We start from the raw sequence: 11,736 nt of genomic DNA on the forward strand, positions 1-11,736 counted from the left end.
CCGCCGGCGTCGTTAATGTGGTCGTGCCCGGTCGACTTGTCCGGCTCGCCGTTCTTGTCGTAGGGCTGCTGCTCGAGTGCCTCGGTATAGACCGGGCACAGGTGGGTGTTCACCAGCAGCCGCCGCTCGCCCTTGTCGTTCAGGATCAGGCCGTTGACCGAGTTGACGCGGTCCTTCACGGCCGGGTTGCTCGGGTTGACCTGCAACTGGAACCCGGCGCCCTTCAGGATCGACAGGTCCGACTCGCTGGCGCTCTTGCTGCTCGTGTTCTTGCCGCTGGCGTCCGGGTAGATCACCACCGGGTGACCTTTGTCCTTGAACCGCTCCTTCAGCATCTGCGCCATGGCCGGAGTGTCGCGCACGTCGGTGAGCTCGGCCACCGCGCGCGGCTTGCCGTCGCGCACCACGTAGATCACCGCGGCCATCTTGAGCACGTTGAAGTCCATGCCCACATGCAGCGGCTCACCCTCGATCATCGCATCGTCGGTGTGGTTCAGCCGACGGTCGAACGCGGCGTAGACGCTGCCGGAGGTCAGGTTGACGAACTGCCCGCGCAGGTATGCCGAGATCAATTGCGGCGGGTAGCTGACCCGCAGCGAGTCGATGTAGTCGTCGGGCAGGTTCTTGGCGTTCTGGTAGGTGCTCGCCCGCACCATGCCGTACAGGCCGGCCAGCTCCGGCTTCTCCCTGACCATCTTGACGAACTGCTCATAGACGAACTTGAAGCCCTCGGGCGTCGTCGTGACGTCGATGCCGTTCAGCAAGCCCGGCGCGACCTGGCGCATCCGCGCGATGATCTTGCGCCACGCCGTCTGCGCCTCGGTCTTGCGCATCACGTCGAGCTCGTCGACCAGCGCCTTGCCGATCTTGAAGCCCACGATCTTGACCGGATCGTCCATCGACCGGCAGATGATCGTTGTACGGTACTGGCGTCCGCTGTAGATGTGCACCTCGCGGTTGGAGGTGCTCACCTTCGCATGCAGGCCCCAGTCCTCGGCCACCTCCTCGATGGTCGGGTAGAAGATGTCGCGGATCTGACCGTAGGTCGGCGCGAAATAGCCCGCATTGATGCGCGGGAATTCCCAGGCATGCTGGCACAGGCCAGAGCAGCCCACCCAGGTCTTGCCCGACCCGAAGCCGGCGACGAACGCCTTGAACTTGTGCGGCAGCGCGAGGAACTGGGCTTGGGGTGTGTTCAGGGATGGCATCAGGCCTCGACATCAGGCTCGGGGCGGCTGGCATCCTTCACCTCGACCACCACCCGGACCGGCTGCGGCGCCTCGTCGACGTCCTTGGGATCGGGGTCGCGTCGCCACAGGCCTGGCTGCCGGTTCCGCAGCCAGACCTCGCCAGCACGTACGTCCGGCGGGTAGATCTTCTCGACCTTCACCTTCCGGACCTTCCCGCCAACCACCAGGATCTGGACATCGGGATGGCGGAAGCCACACGCGCGCTCGTACATCCCGGCGGCCACGTCGGCGTCGGCCATGACCTTCCCGCGCGCAAGTGACTGACAAAACTCGGGGAAATCGATCTTCCACCGGTTGATCGTCCGTTCGGTCACCTCGAAGAATTTCGCCAGATCCTTGTCCGTCCAGCCCATCAGGCAGAGCTTTCGGGCCTGCTCGGCGAACTCAGGTTTGTAGGCAGATGGCCGTGCCATAGCGCGGTCCTATTAAATGTGGGTGCCTCCGCCCGTCGCCAAAAGGAACCCGCGTCCCGGCGGGGAGGAGATGGCTTACGCTTCGTCGGAGGCTGCCGGTGTTTTTCCCCACCGCCGGCCGGGGTTGAAACTCGTGGTACTTTCCCATCGCTGCACACATCCAAGGAGAGATCGCATGCAAACGGTGGAAAAGTTCGTCGCCTATGACGATGAGAACAGGGCCTATCCTGTGGTTGTTACCCAGTCACGCATCAACACCGGTTCGCTTGACGGCAGCGGCTCCATCGGCGGCCTGAAGGAATACCGGCTCGCAGACGGCAGTGCGCTCAACCAGCTATCCGAGACGGAATACAAGGTTGTGGCGACGGGCCGCCTGATTAAACGCCGATAGCCAAATGAAAAAGCCCCGCGCGGCGCAAACCGGCGGGGCTTCATGTAAGGGTGGCGCCCACGGTGGGATTCGGACCCACGAGCCCCGACGGTATCGCCTTCGCAGCAGGCACCATCAAGGCTTTAGCTGCGTCACCAATAGTCCACTCTGGCACGCGGCGCCAATGAAAAAGCCCCGTCGGGAGTGATCCGGGCGGGGCTTGGCTAAGTCTGGGTGGAATCTACACCGTTTGTCTCAAAAATGCAAGACAATTTCCCGTGTCATCCCTTATGCATCAAGGCGTTCCGGGGATTCGCACGCTGTACGGTCCGGTATCAATCCGTGGGCCACGAAGCTCGGCTCCAGCCTGTCCAGTGCCAGAGCCTCCAGACTGCGGAAATTCGCTTCCATCCACTTCGCCGCGCGGAACACCATGTTCCGGTCTACCTTCCGCTTCTCGGCGATTCCACGGATGGTGTAGCCCTCCCGCTGCTGGCGTGGCAGATAGTGCCGGATCACCAGGTCGAGCAGCAGCGCGGGCGCCGTCAGCCCGGAAGCGCGGCGCGCGTATAGCGCCAGTCGCTTGCAGCCGGCCAGCTTGTCGGGCCCGTGGCCATATCGCGCGAGCACCACCGCGTACTCGGGCGACGGCAGCCGGGTCTTCGCCGCGTCGGTGATCATCGCGTACTGGGCGCGGAACTCATCCATCGTCAGCCGATCCGGGTCGTATGCGCTGCTCTGCGGCCCGCGCAGTTCGGCCAGCCACCGCTCCTGCGCAGCCGTCGGCTCGTCGATCGCCTCCAGCAGTTGGATCAGCATGCTCCGGAATGGCGCCTTCTGCCGCGGCGGCATCGAGAGCACCAGGTATGAGACATGCAGCGCGTGCGAGACGTCTGCGAACATCGGCTTTTCCATCACTTCTCCCCGTCATCAAAATTCGCACAGCGCCGGCCGTGTGAGCGCCGCTTCCCGCTCGGCAGCAACTTCGTGCACACCGTGTGCTCTGTGCCCATCAGCCGGGCGGTCTTCTCGTAGACGCAGCCGCGGCAGGATCGGCTTTCCTTCTGCTCGTAGACCTCGGCCGGGTCGCGGTAGCAGTAGCTCGGCAGTGCCATCAGCAGTCCTCAGCGCGCGGGACCTTCACGCTCGCATGGCGCCAGGCATCGCGGTCGTATGGGCCCGGCGTGCTCTCGCCGTCCTGGTCGACATAGCCCTGCATGTCCTCGTCGTCGAGATTGTCATCGCCCAGCCTTCCGATGGCATCGAGGCTCAAGGCGATGATCAGCGCGAGGAACGTGGCCAGCAGGCCGAAGATGATGATGGTTTGCATGGTGGTCTCCTTTCAGTTGCGACTGATCCGCGTCATCTCGCCGCAGTGCTGGCATTTGGTGCGACTGCGCTCGCTGAGGCGTTTCATCTCATCCTGGTATTGCACGTGGTGGTTGTGCCAGCGCGTCTCCATGCGAGAGAGCTGCTGCAGGACCCATATCGGATTGAGCTTCTCGCCGCAGCCAGTGCATTCCACCGTGTCGAGCTTCTCGTCGACGGTGAAGCCAGCGCGGTGCTGGCAGCCGGACCGGTACATGACCTCGCGCAGGTATGGCCCTTCGTCCGCCGGCGGTTTTTTCTTGCCGGGAAAAGACAGCACCGTCGCGCGGTCTTCTTCGTCCAGATTTATCGGGGGCAGGATCATGCGGCCACCTCCAGCAGCCCGGCCTCGATCAGCGCCACGCTGGTCTTGGCGATCCACTCCATCTGCTGGTGCCAGCGCTCCAATTTGCCCATGCTCTTGCCCTGATCCAGCTCACCGTGGCACGTCATGCAGAGCGCCATGATCGCCGCATCGCTGGCTTTGTGGCCCATGCCCTTGCCGAAGCAGGCGAGATTGGCGTGCGCGGCCTGAGTGGCGCCCTGCCGGCCGCAATTCACGCATGCGAGGGATGCGACCGCGCGACGGAGCCTCTCGGATCGGTATGTCATCCGTGCACCCCGTCGAATGTGACCCCGAACTCGTTCGCCGCATCGGCTTGCACGCGGGCCAGGTACTCGCTGAACTCGCCCACCGACATCTCCGACGTCGACTTGCGCGTCATGTGGATCCGGCCGTCCGGCAGCGTGATTTCCACCTTCACGCCGTGCACGTCGGCGAAGTAGGCGTGCCATGTGTCCTTGTCGAACTGGCGACCCTGTACCCACGCCTGTTCCGCGATGTCACGCAGGACGACGCCCCAGTAGTAGCGGTTCGCCTCGGAGGTGCGCCGGCGCTCTTCCGCCGTCACCACGATGCGAAGGGGCTGCCCTTTCTCGGCGAACGCCGCCGCATTGGCCTTGATGAAGGCCAGCACCGTCGGCCAGATGCCCGGGCTCTTCAGGGTGAACTCGCGGTAGAGCGTGCTCATGCCGGCCTCGCAATCCGCACGCAGCGGGTCCAGGGGCAGTTGCGCGCCGTGTGGTCGGCGCTCCCGCAATTCGCGCACCTCATTTCTGCTCCCACGCCCAAAGGATCAGGCCACCCATGATCACGATCACCAGGGCCACCCACGCCATCATCAGGTCATCCATCACACCACCTCCATGTCGTCTTCAGGAACTTCCATCCGGTGCTGCATGGCCGGCAATGCGATCTCCGCGGCGCGGATGCCCCAGACCTCCAGCAGCGCGGCAAACGCGCCGCGAGGCCCGCGCGAGCGACGGCCGGCCATCGGATTCACGGTCTGCACCTGAGGCTGGTAGGCCTTCATGGCCGTCAGATCCGGGCACGACCAGACCATGGCGGCATTGCCGCGCCCGCTCGGCCGCTGGAGCTCGCCGGTGATCAGCCCACGGCGCTCCATCGTCTTCAGCGCATCGCTCACGCCCTGCCGCGAATAACCTGACCGCTCGGCGAACGTTGTGGCGACGACCTGCTCCCCGCGCAGGAAGGCCGCGCGCAGTGCATAGCCCAACGGCTCCGTGGGCACAGAGCGCGAAAGGCGCTCCCTGGGCTTCCACTGCCGCATCTCTTCGATGCTGATGCAGACCAGCACGGCACCGTTTCGCGTGCCCCTGGGCTCTTCTTCTCGCAGCATCCCGGCGAAGTGCGCCCTGATGGCGTGATGAACCCCCATAGTTGAAACGCCGATGCGCCGAGCAAACTCGGGCGGAGCGATCTTCTCGCCGCGGAGGAACGCCGCGTGCAATTGGTGCGCGACGGTTGATTTCGATTCGGCGCACATCACGCGGCCTCCACGAACAACCCAGCCTGCGGCGATTCCGTCAGCAGCGGCGTTATCGTCACGACCAGGCGGGCCTCGCCGTCTGGCTCCGCGCGCTCGGCGAGGATCCGGCGGACCTGCCAGCCATCGTCCTGGATCACCACGCCCTTCAGCGCGTCGAGCAAGACTTTCTGAGCATTGTCCAGGTCGATGCAGAGCACGCTGTCGTCCCAGTTCAACGGGTCCTTGGCTACGCGCTTCTGCCAGTCCTGCGGGCGCTTCGGGTAGAGCGTGTAGGCGATGGCCACGCGGCAGGCCAGAGGCTGCCGCACGCCGGCGGCCTTGGCCAACCAGCCCACTTGCTGCTTGTAGGCCTTCGCCTCTTCGCTCAGCGCGGTGACAGGCGACTTGAAGCCCTTGGGCATGTAGGTGCGCCAGTATCGGTTCGTCGAGACCGGATATGGCAGCGTCAGGATGATCTTGGTCATGTGGTCCTCACAGTTCCGCGGCGATGCCGCGCTTGCGCACGGCCGGGCCTGCCGACAGCATTGGCAGCGGCCCGGTCCACTCGTCGAATTTGGTCACCGCGCCGCGATAGAGCAGCGGCACGTCGCTGAGCGCGCCGTTGCGATGCTTGCGGATCAGCACCTCGGCGTAGCCCTTCAGCGCCTCATTGCCGGGGTCGTACATCTCCGGCCGGTGCACGAACATCACCACGTCCGCGTCCTGCTCGATGTCGCCCGAGTCGCGCAGGTCGGAGAGGATGGGCTTGCGGTCCGGGCGGTCCTCGTTCTTGCGACTGAGCTGCGCCAGCGCTACGACAGGGATGCCCAGTTCCTTGGCCAGCGCTTTCAGGCCGCGCGAGTAGGCGCCGATCTGCTGCGTGCGCATCTTTTCCTCGCCCCCAGTCATCAGGCCCAGGTAATCGACGATCAGCACATCCAGGCCGTGCTTGCGCTTGTGGGCCTTGGCCTTCATCCGGACTTCCAACAGCGTCAGTGCCGGCGAGTCGTCCACCGCGAAGCGCAGATTGCCAATGGTCTCGATCGCATGCGTGAGGCGCGGCCAGTCCCGATCCTCCATGTGGCCGCGCAGCAGCGTCGACAGGCTGATGTTTCCGCGGTTGGCGGCCGCGCGCGCGACAATCTCGCGATCAGACATTTCCATCGACAACTCCAGCACGCTGTGGGTGTCGGAGATGTTCAAGCCGATGTCCGTGGCGAGGGCAGTCTTGCCCATCGATGGGCGGCCGGCAACGATGACCAAGTTGCCTGGGTGCAGGCCACCGTTCAGCGCGCTATCCAGCGAGTCGATGCCCGTCGATATCCCCGGGTTCACTTTGCTGTGGTAGCGCTCGTCAACCTCTTCCACGAACGCTTCCAGCAACTCGTAGAGCATCTTCGGCTCTCGGCGAACGCCCACAGCAGCCAAGTCAGCCAGCAGCGCCTGCGCGCGGTCCACGACCTCGGCGCCCTTCATCGCGCTCGGCGTTTCGACCAGTTCGAGCACCTTGCGTGCCGCGGCGGCCGTCTCGCGCAACATCGCCCGGTCGCGCACGATCTCGGCGTAGCGCGCGATGTTCGCCGCGCTGGGCGTGCGCTGCGCCATGGCCGTCAGGTACGGCAGGCCACCGGCACGCTCGGCCCGTCCCTCCGACTGCAGGCGCTCGAATACGGTCACGACGTCGGCCGGCCGGTTCGAGACGATGAGTTGCAGGATGGCCGTGAGAATTGCCCGGTGGTCCTCGCGGTAGAAGTGCGCCGCGTCGAGCCCGTTGATGCGGTCCACAGCGTTGTTGTCGAGCAGCAGGCCGCCGAGCACAGCTTGCTCGGCCTCAACGCTGAACAGCGCGCGCGCCTGAGGGAGATCGTCGGGTGCGTTCATACCGGGGAATCCGAGTAGGTCCGGGTGATTTCGCCCACGTTGCCGAATACGTTCTTCACAACCTGGTCCTGCCACAGCACGACCTTGGCGAGCAGAGCTACATCAAGCACCTCATCCTTGAGTCGGCCCATTACCGGCAACGACTCGTCACCCTTCAGCTCGGGGATAAAATCCGAATCGGATAACCACACAACGCGCCCCTCAAGCATGGACAATCTCCTCGAAAATTCCTGGGTAGTGGCAATCAGTGGCTACCAGACGCCCTCGCGATTCGGCGTCAGCGTGGAGCCAGCCGTGGACATGATTCGGCGCAACCTTGATGCGCTTCGTGAGTGCCGTGACCCTGGCACGTACACCGTGGTTGGGCTGTTCGATAACGAAGCTGACGCGCGCGAGTTCGGCCGCGTGGTCCAGAGGCGGCGCAACGACAGGGCGGACATTCAGGACCTGCTGACGCGGCCGCGCGAAGAGGACTGAGGCGTTCATGCTGCGGCCGCCTCGTTGTGATACCGCTCCTCACGGATCTTTGTGAAGTTCTCGGACTTGACGATCCAGTCGAGGCTGGCAATGAAGGGCTTGCGGCCTTCTGCGGTGCGTGCGCGACCGGTGAGAAATTTGGATTCGGACACGTAGCCGAAAAAGGCACGCCAGTAGTCGAGGTTCTGGCGTTTCGGGTCTTCGTTCCATCTCGCGCGCAGGGCCTGTGCTCGCGCCGGCGTCCACTCACGGATGCTCGGACACATCGGCAATAGCTCGTGGTAAAGCGCGATGATTTCCTGATGCGGGCATTCGGGACGGGTAGGTTTTGGATTGCCTCCGTCGAGCGAAAAGTCGTCAGCGGGCACGCTGTCGACGAGTAACCCGTTAGGGTTACTTTCTTTTTCCTGCTCCTGCTCCTGCTCCTGCTCCTGCTCTTGGCTTCGAAGGGGCTTCGAAGGGGCTTCGAAGGGGCTATCGTTTTCGGGCTCATCTGGCAGGTGGTAGGCAGCACGATAGCGAGCGTGAAACCCTTGTCGCAAAAGGCCTTGCGGGACTTTTTCGAATTCTGCGCGCACCCCGGCAACCCGGTTATCTGATGCCTTCAGGCTCTCGCCGATCTGGAACCGCGCCATCTCGCGCACCCAGACCAGCTCAGAAGCCTCGTCATAGGCACAAAACCCCCCTTCACAGAGCCTTCGAAGCCCCTTCGAAGCCCCTTCGAAGGGTAGTCCGGTCTCATGCGCGATATACAGAACCGGGCAGTGAAAAACGCCGATCATGTTGGCGTGGGGACTGGTCATCAAATAGAGCGCCACCAACTGCGATTCCACATCTCCGCGCAGCGCCTTGCCGGTCTTTCCGATCCAGAACTGCGGGCTCACCTTTGCGTAGTCACGCATTGCTACCCTTCCTCGTCGCCGCAAGATAATCGGCGATCTCCCGCTTCAACTCCGCGCACAGATGGACACGCACAGCCCGTGCGTCGGCGACCGTCATGCGGTGCAGGAGTTCGTTGATCCAGGCGCGCTGCGCCGCGGCTGACCGCGTGTTCATGCCACTGCGCGCAGCATTCCCGCGCGCTCCATCCGGCCGGCCAGCGCCAGCATGGCCTTCTGGGCCTCGATGAACTCGCGTTGCAGCCGAGCTCGCTCGTCCTCCGGCTCGACAGGCTTCGGGTCGTCGTACCCCACCTCGCGCGCGATGAAGTTCATGCCGGCATGGCAGCCACGTTCCCGGCCCATCTTGAGCAGCAACAGCACATGCTCCGGGGACAGCCGCTCGACACGACTCTCGTTTAGGCACGCGAGAAGCAGGCGGTGCGCGGCATCTGGTGCCTTCTCGGGCCATAGCTTGCCGGCCACGACCTTGGCTCCGCCGCAGGCCCGGATGACCTCGTTGAAGGCGTCGTTGATGTCCTCGTAGAACAAGGCTTCCTGGGTCATTTCACCCGGCTCCCAAAAATTTGTAGCGCTTTGTAGTGCTGCGCTGCGGCGAAAAAAATAGGATGTGAACCATCCTCTACACATTCGGGTGCATCCCCACTTCCATGGAACAATCGAGATCTCTGACCTTCTCAACTGCCCACGAAAGGGGGATGCATGGAAGAACTACTTCAGCGCCTGTACTTGGCCGAAGCCAAGAACGACGCACTGTTTCTCGCGCTGCGAGCACTGCTGGAATTGCAGCAACCGGACATGCGAATAGCCTTCACGCAAAACTTCAGTGCTCTGGTCAAGCGCAATGCGGAAATTGCGCTAGCCTCAGTTGCGTCGGACAGTCATCTGGCCGAGATCGATGCGCAAGCGAGGAAGCTCACAAATCGACTCGTATCGATCCACGGCGGGTAAGCTCATCTTTCAAGGTCTCATCCGGCAGCGAACCTGCCCTCTGGCTCAAGCACTCCGCGCTGTTCAGCTTCAGCGCCGGCCGGATGAGCCAGAGCACGAAGCGCGCGTACAGTTTTTTCATCGAGACTCCTCATGCCAAAAGCTCAGAAAATCGAAATCCGTCACTGCGCCAACTGCGGCAACCAGACGGACATTGCTGCCGATGCAAAGACCTGCCGGCTGTGCGGCGGCCCGATCATCCTGGGCGACCCATGGGTGACCGCGTTCAAGAAAGACTTGCGCGGTGTGAAAGCAGCCGTCCAGGTCGCCAGGGAGGACATCACAGATCCCCCTCCGAAGGAGTAGGGCGAGGGTTCCACCCGTCCGTAGAATCGGAAGCTCTCACACACCCGATTCCGGAAACGGAGGAACCCTCATGGACAAAATCAACCTTCCCATCTCGTGCACGGCTTGCGGCAGCAAGGAGTTCCGCCTGCCCGCAGAGCCGCAGCCTGATGACGAGGTCGCCTGCAACGGATGCGGGAAAACCTGGCGATACGGCGACCTGCAAGCTGCCGTCACGGAGGCCGCCAAGGATGCGGTTGGCAAAGCCTTCCGCGACGCTTTCCGGAAGCGTTGACAACAGTTGGATGAACGAGTCGACCTGCTCGCGTAGTTCGGACAGGTCGACGCTGATGCGTTGCGTAGGCATGTGCTATCCCCTCGGTGGCTGCGGCAGCCAGTACATCAACCAGTTGGCTGCCCAGAACGTCACGAGCACAAGGAAGAACACAGCCGCGCTCAGCAGCGGGATGCCGACGAGCGGATGGCCGCGACACCAGTCTAGAACTCGTTGTTTCATGGGCGGGTCCTCAGGCGGCCGACCCGGCAAAACCAGGCCGACCGCCAGCGAAAAGGCGGCATCCCCAGTGCGCTATGCTGATGACTCTCACCTCAACAACTTCACGCATGGAGATGCCTGTGAACGAAAAACTATTGCAGCCAGCGGCTGTCATCACGGCTGCCCTGATGCCTGGGCGCGCAGAGTCGCCGGAAGCTGCGGCTCGTCTGTACGCGGAGGTTCTGAAGGAGTTGGAGAAGGTGTTGAAGAGCCCTCCGCCAACAACTTCTGTGTCTTCGCTACGCGCCTAGTCAGTTCCCACACCGTCAGAAATGCCTGCTCAATTTCGAGCAGGCTGTCACGCCCCGTCGCGAATCGCTCCAACAGCGCTTGCTTCAGCGCCGCAACGTCTGCGTCAGACAGCAATCGATCTTCTTGCATCTCGGTTTCCTTAGGCGGCAGCTTTGTCTGTGGGGGCGTCGGCGAGCTCGGGCGTTCTTTGGGCAGTCAAGAACAGGTCTAGATGCGCCAATTTGATGGCGGCGGGGATGCCGCGCTTGCTCCAGTTATGGACCCTCTGCACGCCGCCCTTCTTCTCGAAGCCGAGCATCTCTGCCACCTTGGCAGCACCGCCAAGGCGTTGAATCAGTTCACGGTCCATTGCGATAGCCAAGTCGGTTTCCATGCCTACATTAAACACCATGTTTAAGACAAAGGCAAACACCTTGTTTATCAACGGCGCGTTTACGTATGCGACCATCCACGGTATGCACGAGACCATGGTTCGCCTCTACGAGGCAGTAAAGAAGCTTCAGGGACTGGAAACGCCTACACAGGTGGCGCACGCTCTCCTGCAGTCGCAGCAAACTATCCACAATTGGGAAAAGCGCGGCATGTCGAAGGCCGGCATGCTGAAGGCCCAAGCTACATTCGGATGTAGTGCCACATGGCTAGAGCACGGGACACCGCCGATGGTGGCGTCAAATGGGCAAGCTTTGACGAAGGCAGAATTGGAAGACGATCGCCCACTTTATGGCGATAATTTCGAGGTCGGCCCACAGTTAAAAATGAGACGCTACCCGGAAATTTCTTGGGTGCAAGCAGGTTCGTGGACAGAGATCTGTGAGAATTTCGTGCCGGACGACAACACCATATGGCATCAATCGCATGTCGATCTTGGACCATCTGGATTTGTCGTTAAAGTGCGAGGACCATCAATGACTGCGCCGCCAGGCATATACCCATCGTTTCCGGAAGGCATCAAACTATTCGTCAGCCCAGACATTGAGCCCTCTCCGGGTAAGTACGTAATAGTACGTAGGGAAGGGAACGCCACGTTCAAGAAGCTGACACTGGTTGACGGCAGTCTATATCTTGAAGCTCTAAATCCAGATTGGCCTGAGCGTTATATCAAGCTTGGCGATGATGATCATTATTGCGGCGTAGTTAAGCATGCCGGATTTGACTTATAGGGAGAA

The 11,736-nt window shown here is 62.4% G+C and carries 24 protein-coding genes; 6 read left to right on the forward strand and 18 right to left on the reverse strand.

Annotation, left to right across the window (positions count from 1 at the left end; all coding sequences use genetic code 11):
- Window positions 1-1,208: terminase large subunit domain-containing protein (locus AC3WXD_RS33970; protein WP_492325590.1), on the reverse strand; the 1,208-nt coding region annotated here is incomplete at its 3' end.
- Entirely contained in the window at window positions 1,208-1,663 is a 456-nt protein-coding gene (locus AC3WXD_RS33975; protein WP_492325591.1) for a terminase, read from the reverse strand. The genes AC3WXD_RS33975 and AC3WXD_RS33970, both read right to left, overlap by 1 nt.
- 175 nt (window positions 1,664-1,838) lie before the next feature.
- Between AC3WXD_RS33975 and AC3WXD_RS33980 the strand changes: the two genes are divergently transcribed.
- Window positions 1,839-2,054, forward strand: coding sequence for a hypothetical protein (locus AC3WXD_RS33980; RefSeq protein WP_492325592.1), 216 nt, complete (start codon window positions 1,839-1,841; stop codon window positions 2,052-2,054).
- Window positions 2,055-2,321: 267 nt separating this feature from the next.
- Here AC3WXD_RS33980 and AC3WXD_RS33985 read toward each other — a convergent pair whose 3' ends face one another.
- The 10 genes from AC3WXD_RS33985 to AC3WXD_RS34030 form a co-directional block, all read right to left on the reverse strand.
- Window positions 2,322-2,948, reverse strand: a complete 627-nt coding sequence (locus AC3WXD_RS33985; protein WP_492325593.1) for a hypothetical protein — start codon at window positions 2,946-2,948, stop codon at window positions 2,322-2,324.
- A complete protein-coding gene (locus AC3WXD_RS33990; RefSeq protein WP_492325594.1) occupies window positions 2,948-3,148 on the reverse strand; it encodes a hypothetical protein in 201 nt (66 codons plus the stop codon). Before AC3WXD_RS33990 ends, AC3WXD_RS33985 begins: the two co-directional genes overlap by 1 nt.
- Complete coding sequence (locus AC3WXD_RS33995) at window positions 3,148-3,363, reverse strand: hypothetical protein (RefSeq protein ID WP_492325595.1); 216 nt, start codon at window positions 3,361-3,363, stop codon at window positions 3,148-3,150. The genes AC3WXD_RS33990 and AC3WXD_RS33995 overlap by 1 nt, the downstream gene beginning before the upstream one ends.
- A 12-nt stretch (window positions 3,364-3,375) precedes the next feature.
- The gene (locus tag AC3WXD_RS34000; RefSeq protein WP_492325596.1) at window positions 3,376-3,726 is read right to left on the reverse strand and encodes a hypothetical protein; all 351 of its coding nucleotides are present in this window, start codon (window positions 3,724-3,726) and stop codon (window positions 3,376-3,378) included.
- Entirely contained in the window at window positions 3,723-4,013 is a 291-nt protein-coding gene (locus AC3WXD_RS34005) for a hypothetical protein (protein WP_492325597.1), read from the reverse strand. Before AC3WXD_RS34005 ends, AC3WXD_RS34000 begins: the two co-directional genes overlap by 4 nt.
- Window positions 4,010-4,432, reverse strand: coding sequence for a recombination protein NinB (locus tag AC3WXD_RS34010; RefSeq protein WP_492325598.1), 423 nt, complete (start codon window positions 4,430-4,432; stop codon window positions 4,010-4,012). Before AC3WXD_RS34010 ends, AC3WXD_RS34005 begins: the two co-directional genes overlap by 4 nt.
- A gap of 162 nt (window positions 4,433-4,594) precedes the next feature.
- A complete protein-coding gene (locus tag AC3WXD_RS34015) occupies window positions 4,595-5,248 on the reverse strand; it encodes a MarR family transcriptional regulator (RefSeq protein WP_492325599.1) in 654 nt (217 codons plus the stop codon).
- Window positions 5,248-5,715 carry a RusA family crossover junction endodeoxyribonuclease gene (locus AC3WXD_RS34020; protein WP_492325600.1) on the reverse strand — a complete coding sequence of 156 codons (468 nt, stop codon included), beginning with the start codon at window positions 5,713-5,715 and terminating at the stop codon, window positions 5,248-5,250. The genes AC3WXD_RS34015 and AC3WXD_RS34020 overlap by 1 nt, the downstream gene beginning before the upstream one ends.
- 7 nt (window positions 5,716-5,722) lie before the next feature.
- The gene (gene dnaB / locus AC3WXD_RS34025) at window positions 5,723-7,111 is read right to left on the reverse strand and encodes a replicative DNA helicase (protein WP_492325601.1); all 1,389 of its coding nucleotides are present in this window, start codon (window positions 7,109-7,111) and stop codon (window positions 5,723-5,725) included.
- Window positions 7,108-7,320 (reverse strand): hypothetical protein, encoded by a 213-nt coding sequence (locus AC3WXD_RS34030; protein ID WP_492325602.1) that lies wholly within the window; start codon window positions 7,318-7,320, stop codon window positions 7,108-7,110. Before AC3WXD_RS34030 ends, dnaB begins: the two co-directional genes overlap by 4 nt.
- Between AC3WXD_RS34030 and AC3WXD_RS34035 the strand changes: the two genes are divergently transcribed.
- On the forward strand, window positions 7,319-7,588 hold the full coding sequence (locus AC3WXD_RS34035) for a hypothetical protein (protein WP_492325603.1): 270 nt from the start codon (window positions 7,319-7,321) through the stop codon (window positions 7,586-7,588). The two genes, AC3WXD_RS34030 and AC3WXD_RS34035, sit on opposite strands and share 2 nt — an antisense overlap.
- Window positions 7,589-7,593: 5 nt before the next feature.
- Here AC3WXD_RS34035 and AC3WXD_RS34040 read toward each other — a convergent pair whose 3' ends face one another.
- Genes AC3WXD_RS34040 through AC3WXD_RS34050 form a run of 3 tightly spaced genes read right to left on the reverse strand, consistent with a single transcriptional unit; the run spans window position 7,594 to window position 9,033 of the window.
- Window positions 7,594-8,490 carry a hypothetical protein gene (locus tag AC3WXD_RS34040; protein ID WP_492325604.1) on the reverse strand — a complete coding sequence of 299 codons (897 nt, stop codon included), beginning with the start codon at window positions 8,488-8,490 and terminating at the stop codon, window positions 7,594-7,596.
- Window positions 8,483-8,644 carry a hypothetical protein gene (locus tag AC3WXD_RS34045; protein WP_492325605.1) on the reverse strand — a complete coding sequence of 54 codons (162 nt, stop codon included), beginning with the start codon at window positions 8,642-8,644 and terminating at the stop codon, window positions 8,483-8,485. Before AC3WXD_RS34045 ends, AC3WXD_RS34040 begins: the two co-directional genes overlap by 8 nt.
- Window positions 8,641-9,033 carry a hypothetical protein gene (locus tag AC3WXD_RS34050; protein ID WP_492325606.1) on the reverse strand — a complete coding sequence of 131 codons (393 nt, stop codon included), beginning with the start codon at window positions 9,031-9,033 and terminating at the stop codon, window positions 8,641-8,643. Before AC3WXD_RS34050 ends, AC3WXD_RS34045 begins: the two co-directional genes overlap by 4 nt.
- Before the next feature lie 156 nt (window positions 9,034-9,189).
- On the opposite strand from AC3WXD_RS34050, the gene AC3WXD_RS34055 reads away from it, so the two are divergent.
- The 3 genes from AC3WXD_RS34055 (at window position 9,190) to AC3WXD_RS34065 (ending at window position 10,057) form a co-directional block, all read left to right on the forward strand.
- Entirely contained in the window at window positions 9,190-9,438 is a 249-nt protein-coding gene (locus AC3WXD_RS34055) for a hypothetical protein (protein ID WP_492325607.1), read from the forward strand.
- Between the two features lie 132 nt (window positions 9,439-9,570).
- The gene (locus AC3WXD_RS34060; RefSeq protein ID WP_492325608.1) at window positions 9,571-9,783 is read left to right on the forward strand and encodes a hypothetical protein; all 213 of its coding nucleotides are present in this window, start codon (window positions 9,571-9,573) and stop codon (window positions 9,781-9,783) included.
- Window positions 9,784-9,853: 70 nt separating this feature from the next.
- A complete protein-coding gene (locus AC3WXD_RS34065; protein ID WP_492325609.1) occupies window positions 9,854-10,057 on the forward strand; it encodes an ECs_2282 family putative zinc-binding protein in 204 nt (67 codons plus the stop codon).
- A gap of 75 nt (window positions 10,058-10,132) precedes the next feature.
- Here AC3WXD_RS34065 and AC3WXD_RS34070 read toward each other — a convergent pair whose 3' ends face one another.
- The 3 genes from AC3WXD_RS34070 to AC3WXD_RS34080 all read right to left on the reverse strand — a co-directional run bounded on the left by AC3WXD_RS34070 (window position 10,133) and on the right by AC3WXD_RS34080 (window position 11,018).
- Window positions 10,133-10,279 (reverse strand): hypothetical protein, encoded by a 147-nt coding sequence (locus tag AC3WXD_RS34070; RefSeq protein WP_492325610.1) that lies wholly within the window; start codon window positions 10,277-10,279, stop codon window positions 10,133-10,135.
- Between the two features lie 153 nt (window positions 10,280-10,432).
- Window positions 10,433-10,699, reverse strand: a complete 267-nt coding sequence (locus AC3WXD_RS34075; RefSeq protein WP_492325611.1) for a hypothetical protein — start codon at window positions 10,697-10,699, stop codon at window positions 10,433-10,435.
- 10 nt (window positions 10,700-10,709) lie between these two features.
- Window positions 10,710-11,018 (reverse strand): hypothetical protein, encoded by a 309-nt coding sequence (locus AC3WXD_RS34080; RefSeq protein ID WP_492325612.1) that lies wholly within the window; start codon window positions 11,016-11,018, stop codon window positions 10,710-10,712.
- Window positions 11,019-11,037: 19 nt separating this feature from the next.
- Between AC3WXD_RS34080 and AC3WXD_RS34085 the strand changes: the two genes are divergently transcribed.
- The gene (locus tag AC3WXD_RS34085) at window positions 11,038-11,730 is read left to right on the forward strand and encodes a LexA family protein (RefSeq protein ID WP_492325613.1); all 693 of its coding nucleotides are present in this window, start codon (window positions 11,038-11,040) and stop codon (window positions 11,728-11,730) included.
- The last annotated feature ends 6 nt before the right edge of the window (window positions 11,731-11,736 follow it).

It is taken from the genome of Cupriavidus sp. FW216-B1 (genome assembly GCF_058789195.1).

Bases quoted from the DNA above. Each gene is read 5' to 3' on its own strand.
- AC3WXD_RS34005 (WP_492325597.1), bottom strand. From the start codon at position 4,013: ATGACATACCGATCCGAGAGGCTCCGTCGCGCGGTCGCATCCCTCGCA.
- AC3WXD_RS34015 (WP_492325599.1), bottom strand. From the start codon at position 5,248: ATGTGCGCCGAATCGAAATCAACCGTCGCGCACCAATTGCACGCGGCG.
- AC3WXD_RS33995 (WP_492325595.1), bottom strand. From the start codon at position 3,363: ATGCAAACCATCATCATCTTCGGCCTGCTGGCCACGTTCCTCGCGCTG.
- AC3WXD_RS34055 (WP_492325607.1), top strand. From the start codon at position 9,190: ATGGAAGAACTACTTCAGCGCCTGTACTTGGCCGAAGCCAAGAACGAC.
- AC3WXD_RS34020 (WP_492325600.1), bottom strand. From the start codon at position 5,715: ATGACCAAGATCATCCTGACGCTGCCATATCCGGTCTCGACGAACCGA.
- AC3WXD_RS34075 (WP_492325611.1), bottom strand. From the start codon at position 10,699: ATGCAAGAAGATCGATTGCTGTCTGACGCAGACGTTGCGGCGCTGAAG.
- dnaB (WP_492325601.1), bottom strand. From the start codon at position 7,111: ATGAACGCACCCGACGATCTCCCTCAGGCGCGCGCGCTGTTCAGCGTT.
- AC3WXD_RS34085 (WP_492325613.1), top strand. From the start codon at position 11,038: ATGGTTCGCCTCTACGAGGCAGTAAAGAAGCTTCAGGGACTGGAAACG.
- AC3WXD_RS34045 (WP_492325605.1), bottom strand. From the start codon at position 8,644: ATGAACACGCGGTCAGCCGCGGCGCAGCGCGCCTGGATCAACGAACTC.
- AC3WXD_RS33980 (WP_492325592.1), top strand. From the start codon at position 1,839: ATGCAAACGGTGGAAAAGTTCGTCGCCTATGACGATGAGAACAGGGCC.
- AC3WXD_RS34000 (WP_492325596.1), bottom strand. From the start codon at position 3,726: ATGATCCTGCCCCCGATAAATCTGGACGAAGAAGACCGCGCGACGGTG.
- AC3WXD_RS33990 (WP_492325594.1), bottom strand. From the start codon at position 3,148: ATGGCACTGCCGAGCTACTGCTACCGCGACCCGGCCGAGGTCTACGAG.
- AC3WXD_RS34035 (WP_492325603.1), top strand. From the start codon at position 7,319: ATGGACAATCTCCTCGAAAATTCCTGGGTAGTGGCAATCAGTGGCTAC.
- AC3WXD_RS34050 (WP_492325606.1), bottom strand. From the start codon at position 9,033: ATGACCCAGGAAGCCTTGTTCTACGAGGACATCAACGACGCCTTCAAC.
- AC3WXD_RS34060 (WP_492325608.1), top strand. From the start codon at position 9,571: ATGCCAAAAGCTCAGAAAATCGAAATCCGTCACTGCGCCAACTGCGGC.
- AC3WXD_RS34040 (WP_492325604.1), bottom strand. From the start codon at position 8,490: ATGCGTGACTACGCAAAGGTGAGCCCGCAGTTCTGGATCGGAAAGACC.
- AC3WXD_RS34010 (WP_492325598.1), bottom strand. From the start codon at position 4,432: ATGAGCACGCTCTACCGCGAGTTCACCCTGAAGAGCCCGGGCATCTGG.
- AC3WXD_RS33975 (WP_492325591.1), bottom strand. From the start codon at position 1,663: ATGGCACGGCCATCTGCCTACAAACCTGAGTTCGCCGAGCAGGCCCGA.
- AC3WXD_RS34070 (WP_492325610.1), bottom strand. From the start codon at position 10,279: ATGAAACAACGAGTTCTAGACTGGTGTCGCGGCCATCCGCTCGTCGGC.
- AC3WXD_RS34080 (WP_492325612.1), bottom strand. From the start codon at position 11,018: ATGGTCGCATACGTAAACGCGCCGTTGATAAACAAGGTGTTTGCCTTT.
- AC3WXD_RS34065 (WP_492325609.1), top strand. From the start codon at position 9,854: ATGGACAAAATCAACCTTCCCATCTCGTGCACGGCTTGCGGCAGCAAG.
- AC3WXD_RS33985 (WP_492325593.1), bottom strand. From the start codon at position 2,948: ATGGAAAAGCCGATGTTCGCAGACGTCTCGCACGCGCTGCATGTCTCA.
- AC3WXD_RS34030 (WP_492325602.1), bottom strand. From the start codon at position 7,320: ATGCTTGAGGGGCGCGTTGTGTGGTTATCCGATTCGGATTTTATCCCC.